This window comes from Halopseudomonas formosensis (genome assembly GCF_900115905.1).
GTDB classification, from domain to species: Bacteria; Pseudomonadota; Gammaproteobacteria; order Pseudomonadales; family Pseudomonadaceae; genus Halopseudomonas; species Halopseudomonas formosensis.
In genome coordinates this window covers 119,875-139,282 of sequence record NZ_FOYD01000005.1, presented here as the reverse complement: position 1 = coordinate 139,282, position 19,408 = coordinate 119,875, and the positions used below count along the sequence as shown (strand labels likewise).

Below are 19,408 nucleotides of genomic sequence, written 5' to 3'. Positions count from 1 at the left end.
GCTCGCTGCATGGGCTGGTTGGCCAGTGCCGGATGTCGCGCCGTTGCCTGTGCAGCGGCGTTCGTCCTGCTGTGGCTGGCCGCTGCGCCGGCCCACGCCGAACCCGATGCTGAAGCGGCCCGGGCGGAGTTGCGCCAGACCGAGGCGGAGATCAACCGGCTCAAGCGGATGCTCGGCAATCTTCGGCAGGAGGTGTCCGGGCTGGAGAAGGAGCTGCGCGACAGCGAAAGCCAGATAGGCCGGCTGCGGCGCGAGGCCGGCGGCATCGAGCAGCAGATCCGCGATGGTGAGGCACGACTGGTCGACCTGCAGAGTCAGGCCGCCGCCCTGCAACAGGCGCTGGAAGAGCAGCAGGAACAGATCGCCCGCCAGCTGCGTGCGGCGCACCGCGCCGGCCAGCAGGATTACCTGAAGGTGCTGCTCAACCAGGATGACCCGGCGCGCATTGCCCGCATGATGCGCTACTACGGGGATTTCAACCGCGCCCGCGTGGAAGAGATCAATCGCTACACCCAGACCATCGAACAGATCCGCCAGGCCAGTGCCAGCATCGCCGAGCAGCAGACCGCGCTGCAGCGTGATCGCGCCGCCCTGGTCGAGCGCCAGGCAGCGCTGGAAAGCGAAAGGGACAAGCGCAGCTCCATTCTCGCGAGTCTGCGCGAACGCCAGCGCACCCAGCAGCAGGAGGTCAACCAGCGTGAAGCGGAGCGAGCCGAGCTGGCCGCGCTGATCAAGAAGCTGGACGAGGCCATCACCAGCATTCCCACCCCGGCCGGCAGCCTGCCCTTTGCCCAGGCGCGGGGCAAGCTGCCACTGCCGGTCAATGGCCAGATCCGCGCCCGCTTCGGCAGCCAGCGCGGCAGCGACGCGCGGCTCAAGTGGGACGGTCTGCTGATCGGCGCGCCGGAGGGCACGCGGGTACATGCCATTCACGGCGGACGGGTGGTCTTCGCCGACTGGCTGCGCGGCTCGGGACTTCTGCTGATTCTGGATCATGGCAACGGCTATCTGAGCCTGTACGGCCATAACCAGACGCTGCTGCACGAGGTGGGCACCTGGGTTCAGCCCGGGGACGCCATTGCCACTGTCGGAAACAGTGGCGGCCTGGGTGAGCCGGCGCTGTATTTTTCCATTCGCCATCGCGGCCAGCCACTGGATCCGGCCGCCTGGTGTATGCTGCCACGCTGAGAATGCTTTGAAAAAACCGCCTTCCTCGTTCATGCTGCTAGCGATACTCGAGCAAGCCAGCTGTGATCAGGGAGAGCGGGATCCCAGCACTGCGGCAGTCTGCCGATACATTTCAGGGGTGTTATGACGGGGAGAGTTTTGATGGCCGCTGTGCGTGATCTATCCATCACTGTCGGACTGCTTGTGGCCTTGGCCGGTGCACCGGCGCTGGCTCAGGAGCGGGAACCGGCGGCGCCGCTGCCCCTGAACGAGCTGCGTACCTTCACCGAGGTACTGGAGCGGATCCGTACTTCCTATGTGGAGGAGGTGGACGACGCCACCCTGCTGGAAAATGCCATCCGCGGCATGCTCGAAGGGCTTGATCCGCACTCGGCCTACCTCGAACCCGAGGCCTTCCAGGGCCTGCAGGACACCACCACCGGCCAGTTCGGCGGTCTGGGACTGGAAGTGGGGCAGGAGGACGGCTTCATCAAGGTCATCTCGCCGATCGACGATACCCCCGCCTCGCGGGCCGGCATCGAGCCGGGGGATCTGATCGTCAAGATCGATGATCATCCGGTCAAGGGCATGAGCCTGATGGATGCGGTCGATCGCATGCGGGGTCCCGCGGGCTCGAAGATCACCCTGACCCTGGTGCGCGGCGCCGGTCGGCCCTTCGATGTGGAACTGGAGCGGGCAGTCATCCGCGTGCGCAGCGTGCGCACCGATACTCTGGAGCCCGGTTACGCCTACCTGCGCATCACCCAGTTCCAGAACAATACCGGAGACGAGGTACGCCGCAGTCTCGCCACGCTCAAGGAGCAGGGCGAACTCAAGGGGCTGATCATGGACCTGCGCAACAACCCCGGCGGCGTGCTGCAGTCGGCGGTCGAGGTGGCCGATGCCTTCCTCAGCGACGGCCTTATCGTCTACACCAAGGGCCGGCTGCCCAACAGCGAGCTGCGCTTCAATGCCACGGCCGCCAACCCCGGCGGTGATGTGCCCCTGGTGGTGCTGATCAATGGCGGCTCGGCATCTGCCTCGGAGATCGTTGCCGGCGCCCTGCAGGACCGTCGTCGGGCGGTGATCATGGGGACCGACAGCTTCGGCAAGGGCTCGGTGCAGACGGTGCTGCCACTGAATAACGACCGTGCGCTGAAGCTCACTACCGCACTGTATTACACGCCCAACGGCCGCTCCATCCAGGCCCAGGGCATAGAGCCGGATATCGTCGTGCAGCGCGCCCAGCTGACCCGGGATGCGGATGAGGTCAGCTACCGCGAGGCCGATCTGCTTGGGCATCTGAACAACGGCAACGGCGACGGGCAGGAGCGCCCGACAGTACGCACCCCGGCCACCGGTGCCAATGCCGAGCGCGACGCGGACTACCAGCTCAATCAGGCCTTGAACCTGCTCAAGGGGCTCAACATCACCCGTCGTCAATGAAGAGATGCATAGCGGGGCTGCTGGCGCTGTTGCTGGCAGCCTGCAGTGAACCCCAGGATCCCCCCGCCCCTGACCCCGATATCGCCGAACCTGAGCTGCAGCTGCCGGCCGGCGAGCCCCTGGTGGACGATTTTCACGAGCTGCGCTCCCGCTGGCTGGAGCTGGAACGGCCGGCACTGACGCCGCCGGATCCTGAGCCCCTGCCAGAAGTGGCGGAAACTCCCTTCCCGGTTCCCGAGCCGGCCGAGCCTCAGGACAGCACTCCAGCGGTAGCCATCATCATCGACGATGTCGGCCACAATCTGCGCCAGGGACGACGCCTGATTGCCCTGCCGCAGCCCGTGGCCCTGGCCATACTGCCGCAGACGCTGGCTGCCGAGCAGCTGGCCCGGGAGGCGGTGGCGGCGGGGCGCACCGTGCTGCTGCATCAACCCATGGAGAACGGCGCGGGTCTGTCCATCGGTCCCGGTGGCATGTACAGCGGCATGTCCCGGGAGCGCTTGCAGGCGCAGCTGCGCAGCAACCTCGACAGCCTGCCCGGGGTGCGCGGGGTCAACAACCACATGGGCAGTCGGCTCACTGCCGAGCGCGAGCCCATGGACTGGGTCATGCAGGTACTGCGCGAGCGCGGACTGTTCTTCATCGACAGTCGGACCACGGCGCAGACCCAGGCGGCCATCGCGGCCGGTGCGGCCGGTGTGCCCCATTTATCCCGCCAGGTGTTTCTCGACAATCAGCGCACCCCGGAGGCCATTGGCCAGGCCTTCGATCAGGCACTGGCGATTGCCCGGCGTACCGGCACGGCGGTGATGATCGGCCATCCCTATCCGCAGACCATCGACTACCTTGAGCGGCGGCTGACCGAGGATCTGCCGGCCATCGAGGGCGTGCAGGTGGTCAGTGTTGAGGAGTTGCTGGGACGCGGCGGCTGACCGCCCAGGGCAGGGAAGGAAGGGAACGGCTTCGCCCGGAGAGCAGGCGAAGCCGCAGGCAGGGCGCTCAGAGCCTGACTTCGATGCCCTGTTCGGCGAGGAAGGCCTTGGCCTGGGGAATGCTGTACTCACCGAAGTGGAAGATGCTGGCGGCCAGTACCGCATCGGCGCCGCCCAGCAGGATGCCGTCAGCCAGATGCTGCAGGTTGCCGACGCCTCCGGAGGCGATCACCGGCACGCCCACCGCGTCGCTGATGGCCCGGGTGACGCCCAGGTCGTAGCCGCTCTTCACTCCATCCTGATCCATGCTGGTCAGCAGAATCTCGCCGGCGCCCAGGGCTTCCATCTTCTTCGCCCATTCCACCGCATCCAGTCCGGTGGGCTTGCGCCCGCCGTGGGTGAAGATCTCCCAGCGGTCCGCCTCACCGGGACCGGAGACGCGCTTGGCATCAATGGCCACGACAATGCACTGGGAGCCGAAGCGGTCGGCGGCTTCGCCGACGAAGTCCGGGTTGAATACCGCGGCAGAGTTGATGGATACCTTGTCGGCACCAGCGTTGAGCAGGTTGCGGATATCCTGCACGGTGCGCACGCCACCGCCGACGGTCAGCGGGATGAACACCTCGCTGGCCATGCGCTCGACGGTATGCAGGGTGGTATCGCGGCCTTCATGGGTGGCGGTGATGTCGAGGAAGGTGATCTCGTCGGCACCCTGCTCGTTGTAGCGGCGGGCGATCTCCACCGGATCGCCGGCGTCACGGATGTTCTCGAACTTCACGCCCTTGACCACCCGGCCGTTTTCCACGTCCAGGCAGGGAATGATGCGTTTGGCCAGGCTCATGTCAGTCTCCGCTGGAATCTATTGGTGGGCGTCGCACAGGGCCTGGGCCTCGGCGACATCCAGGGTACCTTCGTAGATGGCGCGGCCGGTGATGGCGCCGATGATGCCGGGGGCGCGGGCGTCGAGCAGCTGCTGGATGTCGCCCAGATTGTGGATGCCGCCCGAGGCAATCACCGGGATGCGGGTGGCATTGGCCAGTGCCGCCGTGGCTTCCACGTTGCAGCCCTGCATCATGCCGTCCTTGGCGATGTCGGTGTAGACGATCGCGGACACGCCGTCGGCCTCGAAGCGCCTGGCCAGATCGACCACCTGCAGTTCGCTGACCTCGGCCCAGCCGTCGGTGGCGACAAAGCCATCCTTGGCGTCAAGGCCGACAATCACCTTGCCGGGGAAGGCGCGGCAGGCTTCGCCGACAAATTCCGGCTCCTTCACCGCCTTGGTGCCGATGATCACGTAGCTGACCCCGGCGCGCACGTAGTGCTCGATGGTTTCCAGGCTGCGGATGCCGCCGCCGATCTGGATCGGCAGGTCCGGATAGCGCCGGGCGATGGCGGTGACCACTTCACCATTGACCGGCTTGCCCTCGAAGGCGCCGTTCAGATCGACCAGGTGCAGGCGCCGGCAACCGGCTTCGACCCACTTGGCGGCCATGGCTACGGGGTCATCGGAGAAAACCGTGGCATCGTCCATCAGGCCCTGGCGCAGGCGTACGCAGGCGCCGTCCTTGAGATCAATTGCCGGGATAATAAGCATCGCAACCTTCCTGATTCAGTGTAGGGAAGCTGCAAGCGTCACGCTGCAAGCTTCAAACTAATAAAACGCACGGCCAGCTTATCGCTTGCAGCCGATAGCCTGCCGCTTACCAGCGGCCATCCCAGGCCAGGAAGTTCTGCAGCAGCTGCAGGCCGTTGGTATGGCTCTTCTCCGGGTGAAACTGGGTGGCGAATACATTGTCCTGGGCCAGTGCCGCAGCAAAGTCCACGCCGTAGTGGCAGCGTCCGGCCATCTGCGTCGCCTTGCCCGGACGGGCGTAATAGCTGTGCACGAAGTAGAAGCGGGCGTTCTGCTCGATGCGGTGCCAGAGCGGGTGGTCGATGGTCTGGGTGACCTGGTTCCAGCCCATGTGCGGCACCTTCAGGCGCTGACCCTGCTCCTGCAGGTCGTCGCCGAAGAAGTGCACGCCACCGGGGAACAGCCCCAGGCCATCCACACCACCGTTCTCTTCACTGTGCTCCAGCAGCATCTGCATGCCGACGCAGATGCCCAGCAGCGGCTTCTCGTCCACCAGCTGACGGACCACCTGGTCCAGACCGAGCCGGCGCAGTTCGCTGATGCAGTCGCGGATGGCGCCCACACCCGGCAGCACCACGCGGTCGGCATCCAGGATCTGCTCCGGCGAACTGGTGACCAGCACCTGTCTGGCACCGGCATGTTCCAGCGCCTTGGCAACCGAATGCAGGTTGCCCATACCGTAATCAATGACGGCAACTGACCCCATTTACAGCGAGCCTTTGGTCGAGGGAATGCGGTCGCCCATGCGCGGATCTATCTCCAGCGCCATGCGCAGTGCCCGGCCGAAGGCCTTGAACACGGTTTCGATCTGGTGGTGGGTGTTCTGCCCGCGCAGGTTGTCGATGTGCAGGGTCACCAGGGCGTGATTGACGAACCCCTGGAAGAACTCCTGGAACAGGTCCACGTCGAAACGCCCCACCACCGCACGGGTAAAGGGTACATGCATCTGCAGACCGGGGCGGCCGGAGAAATCCAGCGCCACGCGGGACAGGGCTTCGTCCATGGGCACGTAGGAGTGGCCGTAGCGACGGATGCCTTTCTTGTCCCCGACGGCCTTGGCGAAGGCCTGCCCCAGGGTAATGCCAACGTCTTCCACTGTGTGGTGATCGTCGATGTGCAGGTCGCCGCGACATTCGATGTGCATGTCGATCAGGCCGTGCCGGGCCACCTGATCCAGCATGTGCTCAAGGAAGGGAACACCGATATCGAAGCGGGCCTGGCCGGTACCGTCCAGGTTGATCTCCACCTTGATCTGGGTTTCCGAGGTGTTGCGCTCGACACTTGCCTTGCGCTCCATCATGGCGATTCTCCGCAAATATTTCATCAGGGGCGGGCATTATACGTGCACCCCGCGGTCCGGGGCTATAGACAGGGCCGGCGGTGGCGTGACGACCCGACAAGCTTTACCCTGTACCCATTCGCAGAATCTGGGAGTGACCATGAAGAAACTGGCCGGAATCATCGGGCTGGCACTGCTCGCCCTTGTCATCCTGGCGGTCGGGGTGCTGTTCTTCCTTACCCGCCTGTTCGACCCCAACGACTACAAGGAACAGATCCAGCAGGCGGCGCGGGAACAGGCCAACATCGAGCTGTCCCTGGGCGGCGACATCGGCTGGTCGCTGTTTCCCTGGCTGGGCATCGAACTCAAGCAGGTGGGCATAGCGCCGGTCGGCCAGCCCGAGCAGCCGTTGGCGGACGTGGGCAGCGTCGGTCTCGGCGTCGAGGTGCTGCCGCTGCTGCGTCGCGAGCTGCGCATGAGTGACGTCATTCTCGACAGCGTCCGGCTCAATCTGCTGGTGGACGAAAAGGGTGAGGCCAACTGGTCGACCGTAGGCCCCCAGGCGCAGGCCGAAGGTGAGGGGGCCGAGGCAGTCGAGCAGGGCCGGGCCAGCGCCGAGGCCGAAGCCGAGCGCCATGGCCAGCTGCAGGTCTCCGTGCAGAGCGTGCGCATCACCAATGCCCGTATCGAATACACCGACCGTCAGGCCAATCAGCACCTGCTGCTGGAGGAGGTCAATCTGCGAACCGGGGCGCTGATCGACAAGCAGCCCTTCGATGTGGAATTTCTCGGCCTGCTGCTCACCGATCAACCGGCCACCCGTGCACGTATCGATCTGAAAACCGTTGCCAGCTTCAGTCTGGCCGACCAGCTGTACCAGCTTGACGGTTTCGACCTGAAGGTCGACGCCAGCGGTGACCTGTTCAATGGCCGGGCAACCGGAATGCGCCTGCAGGGTGATGCGCTGGTGGATCTGGCCGAACAGACGGCTCAGCTGCGCCAGTTGCGCATGGCCCTGGCGGATCTGCGTGCCACCGGCGAGTTGTCTGTTACCGGACTGGACAGCGAGCCGGCGCTGGTCGGCAGTATCGACATTGCCCAGTTCGATGCCCGTACGCTGCTCCACGATCTCGGTCAGGAACTGCCGGACATGACCCATGCGGCGGCCCTGAGTCGAATTGCGCTGAGTGCGGATCTGGAGGGGAGCGCCAACAGCCTGATGCTGAATGATCTCAGGCTCCAGCTGGATGGGACCGAACTGCGTGGCCGGCTGGGCCTGGAAGATCTGTCCAAGCAGGCGCTGCGCTTCGAGCTGAGCGGCGACAGCCTGAACATCGATCACTACCTGCCGCCCACCGAGCAGACCGCTGACAGTGCCAGCTCGGCACCGGCGCAGGGCGGCAGCAGCTCCACCGCGAAGCCCGAGCCCTGGAGTAACGAACCGCTGCTGCCGCTGGAGACCCTGGCCGGGCTGAATGTCCACGGCAGTCTGGACCTGCAGCAGGTGCAGCTGACCGGCCAGAGCATCAGCCCCTTCACACTCACTCTGGAAGCGGCAGACGGCAATATCCGCCTGCGCCGCTTCGAAGGGGGCGTTTTCGGCGGTCAGTTCAGCGCCACCGGCACCCTGGGCGCCGGCCAGTTGCCGGCACCGCTGACCCTCAAGGGCAAGCTGAGCGGTATGGATTCACAGGCGCTGCAGCGTGCCTACGAGATGCCCGAGCAGGTACGCGGGCGTCTGAATCTGGAGATGGACCTGCGCACCCGGGGCAACAGCATGCGCAGCTGGATCGATGAGCTCAACGGCAACCTGAGCTTCGATGTAAGCGACGGCGCCCTGCTGGGCGTGAATCTCGAGCAGCGGCTCTGCCAGGCCATCGCCCTGGCCAACCGGGAGGCGCTGACCAGCGACTTCGGCGCCGAGAACACACCGTTCAACAAGCTGACCGGCAGCTTCCGCATCGTCAATGGAACCGTGCAGAGCCGTGATCTGGTGGCGTCGCTGCCGGGTATCACCGCCAAGGGCAACGGTGACATCCATCTGCCCGAGCAGCGCCTGGACTACGGCGTGGCGCTGGTGCTGGAGGGTGATCAGCGCGAGATGCCCGACCCGGCCTGCCGCATCAACCAGCGTTACGTCGGTGTGGAATGGCCGCTGCGCTGCGAAGGCTATCTGCATAACGCGGCCAAGAGCTGCGGGGTGGATACCCAGGGCGTGACCCGGATTGCCGGCCAGCTGCTGCGCAACGAGGCCGAACGCAAGATCGGCGATAAGGTCGAGGAAAAGCTCGAAGAGAAACTCGGCGAGCAGGCACCGGCGGTGCGTGATGCCATCAGAGGCTTGTTCAACCGGTGAACGAAGACTTTTCCCGGGCGGTACTGGCCTGGTATGACCAGTTCGGGCGCAAGGACCTGCCCTGGCAGCACGACATGACGCCCTACCGGGTGTGGGTGTCGGAGATCATGTTGCAGCAGACGCAGGTAGCGACAGTGATCCCCTATTACCAGCGCTTCATGCAGACGCTGCCGGATATACATGCACTGGCCGCCGCCGCGCCTGACGAGGTGCTGCACCTGTGGACCGGGCTGGGCTACTACAGCCGTGCCCGCAACCTGCACCGCACCGCGCAGATAGTCGTCAGCGAGCATGGCGGGGAATTCCCAGCCAGCGTCGAGGGACTGCAGGCGCTGCCCGGCATCGGCCGTTCCACTGCCGGCGCCATCGCCAGCCTGAGCATGGGCCTGCGCGCGCCTATCCTGGATGGCAACGTCAAGCGGGTACTGGCCCGCTACCATGCGGTGGAGGGCTGGCCGGGGGAGAAGGCGGTACATGACCGGCTCTGGCAGATTGCCGAGCGCTATACCCCGCAGCAGCGCTTCAACCATTACACCCAGGCGATGATGGATCTGGGCGCCACTTTGTGTACCCGCAGCAAGCCCTCCTGTCTGCTGTGTCCGGTGCAGGCCGGCTGCGAGGCGCGACGTCTGGGGCAGCCCACCGCCTATCCGCACTCGAAACCGCGCAAGGCATTACCGGTGCGCGAGTGCGTGATGCCGCTGCTGGTCAATCCCAACGGCGAGATCTGGCTTCAGCGACGGCCTGATTCCGGCCTCTGGGGCGGGCTCTGGTGCCCGCCCCAGCTGGACGACCATGGCGAGCTGGAAGATCTTCTGGCCGGCCTCGGTTGGCGCGTCGAGCAGCAGCAGGCCCTGCAGCCGCTGCGGCACACCTTCAGCCATTTTCATCTGGACATACAGCCACTGCTGGTACGGGTAGCACCGGCGCCCGGCGTGGCCGAACCGGGGCAGGTCTGGTATAACCTGCGCCAACCCGACCGCCTGGGACTGGCCGCGCCGGTCAGCAAGCTGCTCAGTCAGGTCGAGCAGCTGGTCTGAGCGCCGCCTGAGGCCGTCCCCGAGCCAGTCCGTCAAGAGGAGAGTTTCCATGTCGCGCACCGTGTTTTGTCGCAAGTACCAGCAGGAGCTGCCCGGCCTCGAGCGCCCGCCTTACCCGGGTCCCAAGGGCGAGAAGATTTTCAACGAAGTCTCGAAAAAGGCCTGGGAAGAATGGCAGGCGCACCAGACCATGCTGATCAACGAACGCCGTCTGAACATGATGGATCCCGAGGATCGCAAGTTCATCCAGGCGGAAATGGACAAGTTCCTGGCCGGCGAAGATTACGCCAAGGCCGACGGCTATGTACCGCCCTCAGCCTAAGCGGCTGATAAAAGTAAAAATATCTGCCGGCCATGCTTGACATGTCGAGTCTCGAATCGTTTAATAGCGCCCCGTTGCCCAGGTAGCTCAGTCGGTAGAGCAGGGGATTGAAAATCCCCGTGTCGGCGGTTCGATTCCGTCCCTGGGCACCACTGATACCTTTCAGGTGGTGCCAAAACCACCCGAAACCCCCACAAGAAGCCCGCCCCGTGCGGGTTTTTTGTTTTCTATGCTTCCCAGCCAAACCCTTGTAAGCCCCGCCGTATGTGAGTAGATTTGTGAGTAGATTCAGTTCGGTCGAAAATCTACTCACACATTCGCCGCCAGCGCCCAGCCCGCGCGGCCTTCAACGGGGTGGCTATGGCCCTCACAGACACCGCTATCCGCAACGCCAAGCCGAGAGACAAGATTTATCGCATTGCCGACGCGGACGGCCTGTGCCTGGAAGTCACCCCGGCGGGCTCGAAGCTCTGGCGTTACCGCTACCGCTTCGACGGGAAGGCCAAGATGCTGGCGCTGGGTGCTTATCCTGCTGTAAAGCTGCTGGAAGCTCGCACAAGGCGCGACAAGGCCCGCGAAGTGCTGGCGCATGGGTCTATCCGGGTGAGCATCGAAAAGCCCAACAGCGCGCCCGCATGGCCGAGCTGGCCACCTTTGAGGCCCTGGCTAACGAGTGGTACGGCTACCACGCGCCCCGCTGGGCCGAAAGCACCCGCTACAAAGCCCGTCTTTACCTGGACAATGACATCCTGCCGATCATTGGCAGCCGGCCGGCCCGGGAGCTGACGCGCCCTGAGCTGGTTATGCTGGTGCGTAAGGTGGAGAAACGCGGCGCTCTGAATGCGGCCGGCAAGATCCGGCAGTGGTTGCACCAGATATTCAGGTTCGGCCTGGCAAAAGGCGTGATCGAGGCCAACCCGGCCACCGATCTGGATGTGGTGGCTGCGCCACGGGGAGCAACTCGCCATCATCCTCACGTGTCGTTTGCGGAGCTGCCAGCGTTGCTGGAGCAGCTGGAGGCAACGAGCATGCACACCTTGACCCGCTGCGCCATTCGGCTGCTGATACTGACGGCCGTCCGCCCCGGGGAGCTGAGGCAAGCGCCCTGGTCTGAATTCGACCTGGAGAGCGCAACCTGGACGATCCCAAAAGAGCGCATGAAGGCCCGCCGCCCGCACGTGGTCCCGCTGCCAACGCAAGCCGTCGCCATCTTGCGGGATGTTCAAGACATCAGCGGCAGTTACCCCCTGGTATTCCCTGGTCAGCAGAATCCTGGCCGGCCCATGAGTGAAAACACCATCAACAAGGCGCTGAGCCAGATGGGCTACAAGGGCCGCCAGACCGGCCACGGCTTTCGGCACCTGCTGAGTACCGAGCTGAACGGACGCGGTTATAACCGGGACTGGATTGAGCGCCAGCTGGCGCATGGCGATAACGACGAGATACGCGACACCTACAACCACGCCACCTATCTGGAGCAGCGCCGGGAAATGATGCAAGCCTGGGCTGATTCCATTGATGCGCTGTGTGCTGGTGCCAATGTGGTGAGCATCAAGCGCAAGGCGTAAGACGTAAGGAGTAAGAGGGTGGACGACGAAGACAAAGAGGTGGTTGTCGATCTGGCAGCGTGGGAGCTGTGTTACACCCCGAGCATTGCCGACCTTCTGGAGTTCGGCACATCCGGGGAGGTGCGCGCTGCCCTGGATTCTATCGCGTTCCTGCTGGATCAAGGCAACGCAAAGGAAATCGACCCTAGCGTCCAAGCACTGCTCGGCGAGGCTTTCCGGCGCATCGCTAAAGGAGGCGAGAGCGCGGACAAGGCGTTAGGCCTGACTCGGAAAAAGAAATATGGTGTTTGGTATGCCAAGAATATGGAATGGATCATTCAGGATCTGATGCGGCAAGGGCTGACACGCATAGATGCGGAGGATCTTGTGGGGCGGCAGAACTTTAATGATGATTCAGCTCCGCTTTATGACGTCCAGGCGGCAGACGAGAAAATCCGGCAGAGGATAAAGCGAGGACGGACAAAATAAGCCGGTATTCTGTCCCCTGACTCAACACCTCCAGCCCGCCACCATTGCATCGTCACTTACCAACAAAGCCCCGGAGGGCCTAGACGATGCCAATGAAAACCAGTCAGACCACTGCCGCCCGCCGCTTTATCAAGCTGGCCCAGGTGCGCGAGCACACCAGCCTTTCCACCTCTGAAATTTACCGGCGCATTGCCGCCGGTACCTTTCCGGCCCAGGTAACACTGGGGCCTAAGTCCGTCGCCTGGGTTGAGTCTGAGATTCTGGCCTGGTGCGATGAAATGGCCGCCCGGCGCGAGGTGGCCTGAAATGAAAAAAGGCGACCGTTCCGAAGAAACAAGCCGCCCGCGCAAGGCCGATCATACAACCAAGCCCAGGACAAAAATAGCCCGGATACTGGCGCACCTGCTGACCGGTGCCAGCCTCAACCGCTTTGAGGCCGAGCGCATGGGGGATCATTGCCTTCCCAGCACCGTGGCGGCGCTGGCCAACCGCTACGGCCTGACTTTCCAGCGCCGCGCCGAGCGCGTCCCCAACGGCTGGGGTGACCCCTGCGACGTGACCCGCTACAGCTTGCCGGCCAGTGAGCTCAAGCGCGCCCGGGCTGTGCTGGCGGCGCTGGATGCCAAGCCGGTGAAGGGGGTGGCCAATGCTGAATAATTCATTGCCAGCACTTGCCAACCAGAATCAGCCGCGCTATGGTTTGCCCGTCGCTGCAAATTCAGCGACCGGGTTTAGCGGCCCGAGCAGACAGAGGCGCACAAGCGCCCCATCACCGACAGCAGGCGCTTTTTTTGTGCCCGCAGTTCGTGTTTATGGCGGCTGTGCGTGGGAGACCGAAAGGTCTGCCGGGTTCCTTTGTCCCCGGTCCGCTAACCTGCGTACAGCTGCCACCCTCAATCGTTTAGCGGCGATCCGTGGCAGCTCCTCAGACATAGGAGCTACACCCATGAAACACACCCGCAATCCGTCCAGCAGCCGCGCTGCTGCCTATCGCGCCCGAGCCCTGGCTGCCCTGCGCTCTGATTCCTCCCTGTCCGTCCGTCTGCGCCGTTACAACGAGGCAATGACCAAGGCCCGCGCCCTGGAAGCGCTGGAGGTCGGCCATGCGTAACCAATTAATCGTTTCCGGGCAACTCACCGGCGGCCTGTTTGGGCGCGTGTACTTTGCAGAGGGCGAGCTCGACAATAGCGGCACGACCGTCACCGCTTACAGCGATGGCGACGTAAGCCTGTCGTTCGGCCCCATGCGTATCACCCTAACAGCGGAGGCAGCCGCCGAGCTGTCGAAGCACATCAACCGGGCCGCTGAAGCGGCAGGAGGTGGCCAATGAGCCAGTTTGTCGAAATCCACGGTCTGGTAACCACCTATTACGCTGCCACACAGCCGGTGGATGATGGCTGCATATTCGTCGCCAAGCTGCTGGGTCCCTTCGCTGCCGAAAGTGAGGCCCAGGATGCTGCTGATTCAATCGCTGCCGCCTTTCCCTCGTCCCGTGCCAGTGTGATCTGCATGAAGGCGGCTGCATGGCGGTTTGACCAAGAAGGCGCCGAGCAAAAGCAACAACGTGCGCGGGCCACCCTGGCGGCGCTGCGCTCGAGCATAGCTGCCGCAAGCGATAACCCAGCCAGCCAGAAGCAGGAGTAACCCATGAAAAACAAAAACGGCGCACTGGCGCCGACGGGATCGGCTTGCCTGGAGAAAGTGCTGGGGCGGCTGGACAAGGTAAAGCAGACCGCTGCGGATAAGTGGAAAGCCTGCTGCCCGGCGCACGATGACAAAGACCCCAGCCTGTCTGTCCGTGAACTGCCGGACGGCCGTGTGCTGATTCACTGCTGGGCCGGCTGTTCTACTCAAGATGTTATGGCGGCCATCGGCTTGGAGATGCGCGATCTGTTCCCGGGCGACAAAAAACCCAGGCAGGGGCCCAGCCGGGCCGCGATTCTCCATGAACAATTCATCTACCGCATCGGCTTGGACACGCTGCGGCGCGGCGAGAAGCTGAATGAGACCGACCGCCAGCGCTTTGAGCTGGCCCGTGAGCGCCTGGGGGTGAGGCATGGCTAACGTTATTGACCGGTACGCCGAGGAATGGGCGAAGGCAGCCCGCACAAAATGGCGGGCCCACGCTGTGCCCGCTTCGAGCATCTCCCCCGCCGCTATTCAGTGGGCATGGCCCGGCTGGATTGCCCTGGGCAAGCTGACCATCCTGGCCGGCGCTGGCGGTACCGGAAAGACCACCCTCAGCATTGGGCTGATAGCCACCCTGACATCTGGAGGGCGCTGGCCGGATGGCACACCTTGCAGCGAGCCCCGTAGCGCCCTGATCTGGTCAAGCGAGGATGACCCAGCGGACACCATTATCCCGCGCCTGATTGCTGCCGGCGCCGATCTGGATAAGGTTCACATTCTCCAGGGCCGAATCAATGACCTTGGTGAGACTGAGCCATTCGACCCGGCCAAGGATGCCGACCTGCTGGCGGACGAGCTTGAGCGCATTGGTGATGTGGGTCTGATCATGATTGACCCCATCGTCTCGGTGGTGGCCGGGGATATGCACCGGGCCAACGATGTCCGTCGCGCCCTCCAGGTGCTGGTTGATCTGGCGGAAAAACACGGTTGCTCAGTGCTGGGCATTACCCACTTTTCAAAAGGCAGCGCCGGTAATAATCCAGCGGAGCGGGTGCTGGGGTCGCAAGCGTTCGGCGCCCTGGCGCGGACAGTTCTGGTGGCGGCAAAGCAGGAGGATTCAGACCTGCGAGTGCTGGCGCGGGCAAAGTCGAATATCGCCGAGGACTCTGGTGGCTGCTCCTACTCGATTATGGAAACAACCGTCCGCGACCACATCACCACAACCGTGGTGACCTGGGGCGACACCATCAGCGGCAGCGCCCGGGAGATTCTGGCGGACGTTGAGCGTGTCGAGAGTGAGGAAGTTAGCGAAAAGGAAGACGCGGAACAGTTCCTGATCAGCTTACTGGCTAACGGGCAGGTTCCCGTCAAACAGATTAAGGCCGATGCCGCCGGCGCCGGCCACGCTTGGAGAACAGTTGAGCGGGCGAAGAAATCACTTGGTATCGAAGCGGTAAAAGTCGGGTTGAAGGAAGGATGGGTTTGGAGGTTTGGTCTCGAAGACCGCCAAAACCATTCGAAGACCGCCACGAAAAAGAGTGGCGGTCTTCGGGAGTGGCATGGCGGCCTTCACAAAAGGGGATGATGCGACTACTGACACCATAGATGCCCCCTCTGACCATACTTGCCCGCCCCCAGAAGTGGGCATCTATGAGGGAAAAGGGCATCTATGGACGGATGAGGCACCTATGATCGCCCCCGGTCCCGAGGGGGACAGCTTCGACGAAGCCGACCAGGAGGAACTGTGATGAACGCAGTGGCCTACCTGAAACGGCACGGCCTGGCCGTCCGGCTGAGCGGTAAGCGGGTGCGCGTTTCGCCCGCCAGCCGGCTAACCGACGATATGCGCCGCTATATCAAGGCCCATCGCCTGGAGCTGATAGCGGAGCTGGCGTCCGGGGATGGATTGGCGCGGCGCTGTAACTGGACGGTGATTGTGCCGGGGTATCCGCCTTTCACTATGATCGGCAACCCGATGACCCATGCTGAAGCCCAAGCGGCAGCCAGAGCCAGGTGGGAGCAGGCCACAGTCAAGTAACAACCGGGCCGGTAACGCTACAGTGACGCTCTGTAGCATTGCCGGCCGCCTCTTATTGCCCACCATCTGTAGAACAACCATGAGATTAACCAATAACAAACGCCTGATCCTGGAGGCGCTCAGCAGTCCGGACTATCTGGAACACGGCCCGCCCCCCAGAAACGCGGCGACCGTTGCCGGCATCATCGGTAAATGCCATCGACAGGTTGCGCGGACTCTGCGCCTTATGGAGCGCCAGGGCCTTGTTATCAGTGAGAAGCAAGCCGTCCAGGTCTGGGTGGAGATCGGCCGCCCTGGTCATCGAGATAAGACCCTGCGGTGCTACTGGAATGCGGGGCGGCTGGAGCATGACCGGCTGGCTGCTGCTGAATGGAAGCGAGGCAGCAGAGCAAGGTCAGAGATTGCGCTGGACAAGCTGCTGGCGCTGGATCGGCGTGACCCTGCGTGACATCGCGTGACGGTATGCCCCGGACTCCGTGGAACATAGGCTATTTCGCTACTCATGCACTTCTGCGCACTCCATCAACCCCACGGCTGGCGCGGGTTTGCGCCGCTTTCTGCGTTTCTGTACTGAGAGAATGAAAAACCGGCTAACAGTGGGATTCCGTCACATTTAAATCCCGCTTTTCCGAGGTATTTAAACTACCGGAATTCCGGTATTTGGTTTGACTCTGGCGCGGGTGCTACCTTGTCGCTGATGCAGACCATGGAGGGACACCATGCGCCACCCACTATTCTCCGCCATAGTCATCGGGCTGCTGGTGACGGGTACAGCCCATGCGGAGTGCAAGCAGTTCACCAGCAGCCAGCTGCGCCAGGCCATCATCCAGAAAACCATCAAGGTGGGCATGAAGGCGGCGGACGTTGAACGTAGTTGGGGCAAGCCGACCAAGGTGCGAAGCGCTTACCCTGGCGGGGATGAGTGGGAGTATTGGAGCCCGGCGGGTGACCAGGTTGTTACGTTCGGCCCGCATGGCTGCGTGACCGGCTGGTATACCCACCGGGACTGATCACCGCCCCGAAGGCGCACCCCGCCAAATACCCCGATTCCCGGGTGTTTAGGATTCTCGCCACCCGCCCGGACATTGCTCTGCCCCCGTCTTTCGGCGCCGTTCGTCGGGAAGTTTGGCGCTTATTCTTCCCAGCTGATCCCAGCTGATATCACAGGAAAGGCGCCGGGTTGACCGATCTGATGGTCATCAGAATACTGTGATTGTATCCAGTATTCAGTAGAGACCATCAAGCTATGACCACATCGAGAACCGTAACCATCCATCTTGACGAAAACGCAGTACGCGCCCTGGAGCAACTGAAGCGACAGATTGATTCGCAGCTGCCTGATGACGTGCTGCCCCCGTTCACCATCCCGGCGCTGGCCCGTCACGCGATCGTCAAATGGTGCGACCAGCAAGCGGCTGCTGTCCAGTTCCGCCATGAAGTTCAGGGCAACAGCGAGGGCTGAGCATGGATATTCATGTTTATGACGTTATCGACAGCAACACCGCCAGAGTAGTCAAGGCCGCTCTGATCGGTAGCGCGCCGGTAACTGTTCACATCAACAGCCCCGGTGGCAGCGTGACGGACGCGCTCGCCATTTACAGCACCCTGCGCAAACACAAAGGGCGCGTGACGGCAGTTGTAGATGGCCTGTGCGCGAGTGCCGCGACCATCATCATGCTGGCGGCTGATGAAGTGATCATGGCAGAGCACAGCCTGCTGATGGTTCACAACCCTTGGACGGTTGCCGCTGGTGACGCTGAGGACATGCGCAAAACTGCCGAGACCCTGGATAAAGCTGCTGCCGAAATGACTGCGCTCTATGCCGAGCGTACCGGCCTGCCGAGTGAGACAGTCGCCGCGCTGATGGAAGTTGAGACCTGGTACAACGCCCATGAGGCGGTGGACGCCGGTTTTGCCCACCGAGTGGAGGATGGGGGGCGCGAGAAACCCCGTATGGCAGCCCGGGCCATGACCTACCTTGCCGACGTAGTACAAGTCCCCGCAGCCGCCGCACAGTGTCGCCAGCGCCTGGCAGCACGCAAGGCCGAGGCCAGAGCCAGGGAAATCAGTGCAATCCTGAACCCTGAAATCCAGTCGATCCCCGCCGTAACCAATCTGATTGAGAGTACCGATATCATGAGCAAAACCCCTGCCGAGATCCGGGCTGCTGTCATGGCTGCCCTGGGTGAAGATACAACCCCTTCAGCGCCGCCGACCAAGCCCGGCACCTTCATTCACGCCGGGAACGGCAACATCATTCGCGACGGCATGACTGACGCTCTGGCGGCCCGCCTGGGACTTGCCAAGGCCCAGGACAAGGCCAGCCCCTACATGACCATGAGTCTGATGGATATGGCCCGGGCATCGCTCACCGAGCGCGGCGTGGGTATTGCCGGGTTCGGCTCCAAAATGCAGGTAGTCGGTGCCGCCTTCACCCACAGCACCAGCGACTTTGGTCATGTGCTACTGGACGTAAGCCAGAAGGCGATGCTGGCCGGCTGGCAGAACAGCGGCGAAACCTTCCCGCTCTGGACCAAGAAGGGGACGCTGACCAACTTCCATACAGCGCACCGCGCTGGCCTGGCTGGATTCCCTCAACTGCCCCGAGTGGCAGAAGGTGCGGAGTATCAGTACGTCTCCACGGACGACCATGGAGTACCGATTACCCTGGCGACCTATGGCGGCCTGTTTAGCATCACCCGCCAAGCCATCATCAATGACGACCTGAGCGCATTCAGCACTGTGCCGGCGAACCTTGGCCGCGCCGCCAGCCGTACTATCGGCGACCTGGTATATGCGGTGCTGACCACCAACGGTAACTTTGTTGACGGTAAGGCGCTGTTCCATACCGACCACGGGAATATCGTCACAGCTGAGGACGGGATGTCGCCATCCGTATTGGGTGAGGCTCGCCAGAAGATGCGCCTGCAGAAGGACAGCAAAGGCAACGCGCTGAACATTGCTCCGGCGTTTGTTATTGTGCCGGCGGCCCTGGAGTCTGCTGCCATGCAGGTCATCAATAGCACTTCAATCCCCGGCGCGGAGATGAACAGCGGCATTATGAACCCAGTGAACAACATGGGAACGCTGATTGTTGAGAGCCGCCTGGACGAGACCAGCGCTTCGACCTGGTACGTTGCGGCAGCGCAAGGCAGCGACACCATTGAGGTGGCTTACCTGGACGGCGCCGACACCCCCTACATTGAGCAGCAGGAAGGCTGGACTGTGGACGGGGTGAGCTACAAAGTACGCATCGATGCCGGCGTGGCCGCGCTGGATTATCGTGGCCTGGTTAAAGGTGTGCTGGCACCTAGCAACGGATAACCCTAGGGCGTGTGGTTGGGCGGGTAACGGGTGAGGACAGCCGTTACCCGCCTTTTTTTTGCAGTGAAAGTCTGAAAGGTACTCCCGGCACCCACCCCACCTGCGGGTTATTCGAGGCCCGCCCGAGGGCTACATACGAGGATTTTCCAGCGGTTGGTTGTTGTTTCGTTATTGGCTGCGCTGATGCCGCTGCCTCCCTTCTGAG

23 protein-coding genes, 1 tRNA gene and 1 pseudogene are annotated in these 19,408 nt (G+C 63.0%); 21 read left to right on the top strand and 4 right to left on the bottom strand.

Annotation, left to right across the window (positions count from 1 at the left end):
- Positions 1 to 9: 9 nt before the first annotated feature.
- The 3 genes from BM046_RS09245 to BM046_RS09235 all read left to right on the top strand — a co-directional run bounded on the left by BM046_RS09245 (position 10) and on the right by BM046_RS09235 (position 3,545).
- The gene (locus tag BM046_RS09245; RefSeq protein WP_090538815.1) at positions 10 to 1,188 is read left to right on the top strand and encodes a murein hydrolase activator EnvC family protein; all 1,179 of its coding nucleotides are present in this window, start codon (positions 10 to 12) and stop codon (positions 1,186 to 1,188) included.
- 141 nt (positions 1,189 to 1,329) lie between these two features.
- Entirely contained in the window at positions 1,330 to 2,613 is a 1,284-nt protein-coding gene (locus BM046_RS09240) for a S41 family peptidase (protein ID WP_090538814.1), read from the top strand.
- Positions 2,610 to 3,545 carry a divergent polysaccharide deacetylase family protein gene (locus BM046_RS09235; protein ID WP_090538813.1) on the top strand — a complete coding sequence of 312 codons (936 nt, stop codon included), beginning with the start codon at positions 2,610 to 2,612 and terminating at the stop codon, positions 3,543 to 3,545. Before BM046_RS09240 ends, BM046_RS09235 begins: the two co-directional genes overlap by 4 nt.
- 67 nt (positions 3,546 to 3,612) lie before the next feature.
- Here the strand turns inward: BM046_RS09235 and hisF are convergent, their stop codons facing one another.
- From hisF to hisB, 4 genes are all read right to left on the bottom strand, one after another.
- A complete protein-coding gene (gene hisF, locus BM046_RS09230; RefSeq protein WP_090538812.1) occupies positions 3,613 to 4,386 on the bottom strand; it encodes an imidazole glycerol phosphate synthase subunit HisF in 774 nt (257 codons plus the stop codon).
- A gap of 18 nt (positions 4,387 to 4,404) precedes the next feature.
- Positions 4,405 to 5,139 (bottom strand): 1-(5-phosphoribosyl)-5-[(5-phosphoribosylamino)methylideneamino]imidazole-4-carboxamide isomerase, encoded by a 735-nt coding sequence (gene hisA, locus BM046_RS09225; RefSeq protein WP_090538811.1) that lies wholly within the window; start codon positions 5,137 to 5,139, stop codon positions 4,405 to 4,407.
- Between the two features lie 106 nt (positions 5,140 to 5,245).
- Positions 5,246 to 5,884 carry an imidazole glycerol phosphate synthase subunit HisH gene (hisH, locus tag BM046_RS09220; RefSeq protein ID WP_090538810.1) on the bottom strand — a complete coding sequence of 213 codons (639 nt, stop codon included), beginning with the start codon at positions 5,882 to 5,884 and terminating at the stop codon, positions 5,246 to 5,248.
- A complete protein-coding gene (hisB, locus tag BM046_RS09215) occupies positions 5,885 to 6,478 on the bottom strand; it encodes an imidazoleglycerol-phosphate dehydratase HisB (RefSeq protein ID WP_090538809.1) in 594 nt (197 codons plus the stop codon).
- Positions 6,479 to 6,617: 139 nt separating this feature from the next.
- On the opposite strand from hisB, the gene BM046_RS09210 reads away from it, so the two are divergent.
- The 18 genes and pseudogenes from BM046_RS09210 to BM046_RS09120 all read left to right on the top strand — a co-directional run bounded on the left by BM046_RS09210 (position 6,618) and on the right by BM046_RS09120 (position 19,203).
- The gene (locus BM046_RS09210) at positions 6,618 to 8,813 is read left to right on the top strand and encodes an AsmA family protein (RefSeq protein WP_177197830.1); all 2,196 of its coding nucleotides are present in this window, start codon (positions 6,618 to 6,620) and stop codon (positions 8,811 to 8,813) included.
- On the top strand, positions 8,810 to 9,853 hold the full coding sequence (mutY, locus tag BM046_RS09205; RefSeq protein ID WP_090538807.1) for an A/G-specific adenine glycosylase: 1,044 nt from the start codon (positions 8,810 to 8,812) through the stop codon (positions 9,851 to 9,853). Before BM046_RS09210 ends, mutY begins: the two co-directional genes overlap by 4 nt.
- 49 nt (positions 9,854 to 9,902) lie before the next feature.
- The gene (locus BM046_RS09200) at positions 9,903 to 10,175 is read left to right on the top strand and encodes an oxidative damage protection protein (RefSeq protein ID WP_090538806.1); all 273 of its coding nucleotides are present in this window, start codon (positions 9,903 to 9,905) and stop codon (positions 10,173 to 10,175) included.
- Positions 10,176 to 10,251: 76 nt separating this feature from the next.
- A tRNA-Phe gene (locus BM046_RS09195) sits at positions 10,252 to 10,327 on the top strand.
- A gap of 208 nt (positions 10,328 to 10,535) precedes the next feature.
- A pseudogene (locus tag BM046_RS09190) lies at positions 10,536 to 11,743 on the top strand (tyrosine-type recombinase/integrase).
- 18 nt (positions 11,744 to 11,761) lie between these two features.
- Positions 11,762 to 12,211, top strand: a complete 450-nt coding sequence (locus BM046_RS09185) for a hypothetical protein (protein ID WP_090538805.1) — start codon at positions 11,762 to 11,764, stop codon at positions 12,209 to 12,211.
- Positions 12,212 to 12,297: 86 nt separating this feature from the next.
- On the top strand, positions 12,298 to 12,516 hold the full coding sequence (locus BM046_RS09180; RefSeq protein WP_090538804.1) for a helix-turn-helix transcriptional regulator: 219 nt from the start codon (positions 12,298 to 12,300) through the stop codon (positions 12,514 to 12,516).
- Between the two features lies 1 nt (position 12,517).
- Positions 12,518 to 12,868 (top strand): hypothetical protein, encoded by a 351-nt coding sequence (locus BM046_RS09175; protein ID WP_235818613.1) that lies wholly within the window; start codon positions 12,518 to 12,520, stop codon positions 12,866 to 12,868.
- A 289-nt stretch (positions 12,869 to 13,157) separates the two neighbouring features.
- Complete coding sequence (locus BM046_RS16235) at positions 13,158 to 13,322, top strand: hypothetical protein (RefSeq protein ID WP_177197829.1); 165 nt, start codon at positions 13,158 to 13,160, stop codon at positions 13,320 to 13,322.
- Positions 13,315 to 13,542 carry a hypothetical protein gene (locus BM046_RS09165; protein WP_090538803.1) on the top strand — a complete coding sequence of 76 codons (228 nt, stop codon included), beginning with the start codon at positions 13,315 to 13,317 and terminating at the stop codon, positions 13,540 to 13,542. Before BM046_RS16235 ends, BM046_RS09165 begins: the two co-directional genes overlap by 8 nt.
- Positions 13,539 to 13,856: a hypothetical protein gene (locus BM046_RS09160; protein ID WP_090538802.1), complete on the top strand. Its 318-nt coding sequence runs from the start codon at positions 13,539 to 13,541 to the stop codon at positions 13,854 to 13,856. The genes BM046_RS09165 and BM046_RS09160 overlap by 4 nt, the downstream gene beginning before the upstream one ends.
- A 3-nt stretch (positions 13,857 to 13,859) precedes the next feature.
- A complete protein-coding gene (locus BM046_RS09155) occupies positions 13,860 to 14,276 on the top strand; it encodes a virulence-associated protein E (RefSeq protein WP_090538801.1) in 417 nt (138 codons plus the stop codon).
- On the top strand, positions 14,269 to 15,426 hold the full coding sequence (locus BM046_RS09150; RefSeq protein WP_090538800.1) for an AAA family ATPase: 1,158 nt from the start codon (positions 14,269 to 14,271) through the stop codon (positions 15,424 to 15,426). Before BM046_RS09155 ends, BM046_RS09150 begins: the two co-directional genes overlap by 8 nt.
- 162 nt (positions 15,427 to 15,588) lie before the next feature.
- Positions 15,589 to 15,879: a hypothetical protein gene (locus BM046_RS09140; protein ID WP_090538798.1), complete on the top strand. Its 291-nt coding sequence runs from the start codon at positions 15,589 to 15,591 to the stop codon at positions 15,877 to 15,879.
- Positions 15,880 to 15,958: 79 nt separating this feature from the next.
- Positions 15,959 to 16,327: a hypothetical protein gene (locus BM046_RS16130; protein ID WP_143084174.1), complete on the top strand. Its 369-nt coding sequence runs from the start codon at positions 15,959 to 15,961 to the stop codon at positions 16,325 to 16,327.
- 271 nt (positions 16,328 to 16,598) lie between these two features.
- Entirely contained in the window at positions 16,599 to 16,889 is a 291-nt protein-coding gene (locus tag BM046_RS09130; protein ID WP_090538796.1) for a hypothetical protein, read from the top strand.
- Between the two features lie 236 nt (positions 16,890 to 17,125).
- On the top strand, positions 17,126 to 17,341 hold the full coding sequence (locus BM046_RS09125; RefSeq protein WP_090538795.1) for a hypothetical protein: 216 nt from the start codon (positions 17,126 to 17,128) through the stop codon (positions 17,339 to 17,341).
- A 2-nt stretch (positions 17,342 to 17,343) separates the two neighbouring features.
- The gene (locus BM046_RS09120) at positions 17,344 to 19,203 is read left to right on the top strand and encodes a ClpP-like prohead protease/major capsid protein fusion protein (RefSeq protein ID WP_090538794.1); all 1,860 of its coding nucleotides are present in this window, start codon (positions 17,344 to 17,346) and stop codon (positions 19,201 to 19,203) included.
- The last annotated feature ends 205 nt before the right edge of the window (positions 19,204 to 19,408 follow it).

Bases quoted from the DNA above. Each gene is read 5' to 3' on its own strand.
- BM046_RS09165 (WP_090538803.1), top strand. From the start codon at position 13,315: ATGCGTAACCAATTAATCGTTTCCGGGCAACTCACCGGCGGCCTGTTT.
- BM046_RS09150 (WP_090538800.1), top strand. From the start codon at position 14,269: ATGGCTAACGTTATTGACCGGTACGCCGAGGAATGGGCGAAGGCAGCC.
- BM046_RS09175 (WP_235818613.1), top strand. From the start codon at position 12,518: ATGAAAAAAGGCGACCGTTCCGAAGAAACAAGCCGCCCGCGCAAGGCC.
- BM046_RS09240 (WP_090538814.1), top strand. From the start codon at position 1,330: ATGGCCGCTGTGCGTGATCTATCCATCACTGTCGGACTGCTTGTGGCC.
- BM046_RS09235 (WP_090538813.1), top strand. From the start codon at position 2,610: ATGAAGAGATGCATAGCGGGGCTGCTGGCGCTGTTGCTGGCAGCCTGC.
- BM046_RS09140 (WP_090538798.1), top strand. From the start codon at position 15,589: ATGAACGCAGTGGCCTACCTGAAACGGCACGGCCTGGCCGTCCGGCTG.
- hisA (WP_090538811.1), bottom strand. From the start codon at position 5,139: ATGCTTATTATCCCGGCAATTGATCTCAAGGACGGCGCCTGCGTACGC.
- BM046_RS09200 (WP_090538806.1), top strand. From the start codon at position 9,903: ATGTCGCGCACCGTGTTTTGTCGCAAGTACCAGCAGGAGCTGCCCGGC.
- hisB (WP_090538809.1), bottom strand. From the start codon at position 6,478: ATGATGGAGCGCAAGGCAAGTGTCGAGCGCAACACCTCGGAAACCCAG.
- BM046_RS09125 (WP_090538795.1), top strand. From the start codon at position 17,126: ATGACCACATCGAGAACCGTAACCATCCATCTTGACGAAAACGCAGTA.
- BM046_RS09155 (WP_090538801.1), top strand. From the start codon at position 13,860: ATGAAAAACAAAAACGGCGCACTGGCGCCGACGGGATCGGCTTGCCTG.
- BM046_RS09210 (WP_177197830.1), top strand. From the start codon at position 6,618: ATGAAGAAACTGGCCGGAATCATCGGGCTGGCACTGCTCGCCCTTGTC.
- BM046_RS09180 (WP_090538804.1), top strand. From the start codon at position 12,298: ATGCCAATGAAAACCAGTCAGACCACTGCCGCCCGCCGCTTTATCAAG.
- BM046_RS09130 (WP_090538796.1), top strand. From the start codon at position 16,599: ATGCGCCACCCACTATTCTCCGCCATAGTCATCGGGCTGCTGGTGACG.
- BM046_RS09245 (WP_090538815.1), top strand. From the start codon at position 10: ATGGGCTGGTTGGCCAGTGCCGGATGTCGCGCCGTTGCCTGTGCAGCG.
- BM046_RS16130 (WP_143084174.1), top strand. From the start codon at position 15,959: ATGAGATTAACCAATAACAAACGCCTGATCCTGGAGGCGCTCAGCAGT.
- BM046_RS09160 (WP_090538802.1), top strand. From the start codon at position 13,539: ATGAGCCAGTTTGTCGAAATCCACGGTCTGGTAACCACCTATTACGCT.
- BM046_RS16235 (WP_177197829.1), top strand. From the start codon at position 13,158: ATGAAACACACCCGCAATCCGTCCAGCAGCCGCGCTGCTGCCTATCGC.
- BM046_RS09120 (WP_090538794.1), top strand. From the start codon at position 17,344: ATGGATATTCATGTTTATGACGTTATCGACAGCAACACCGCCAGAGTA.
- hisF (WP_090538812.1), bottom strand. From the start codon at position 4,386: ATGAGCCTGGCCAAACGCATCATTCCCTGCCTGGACGTGGAAAACGGC.
- hisH (WP_090538810.1), bottom strand. From the start codon at position 5,884: ATGGGGTCAGTTGCCGTCATTGATTACGGTATGGGCAACCTGCATTCG.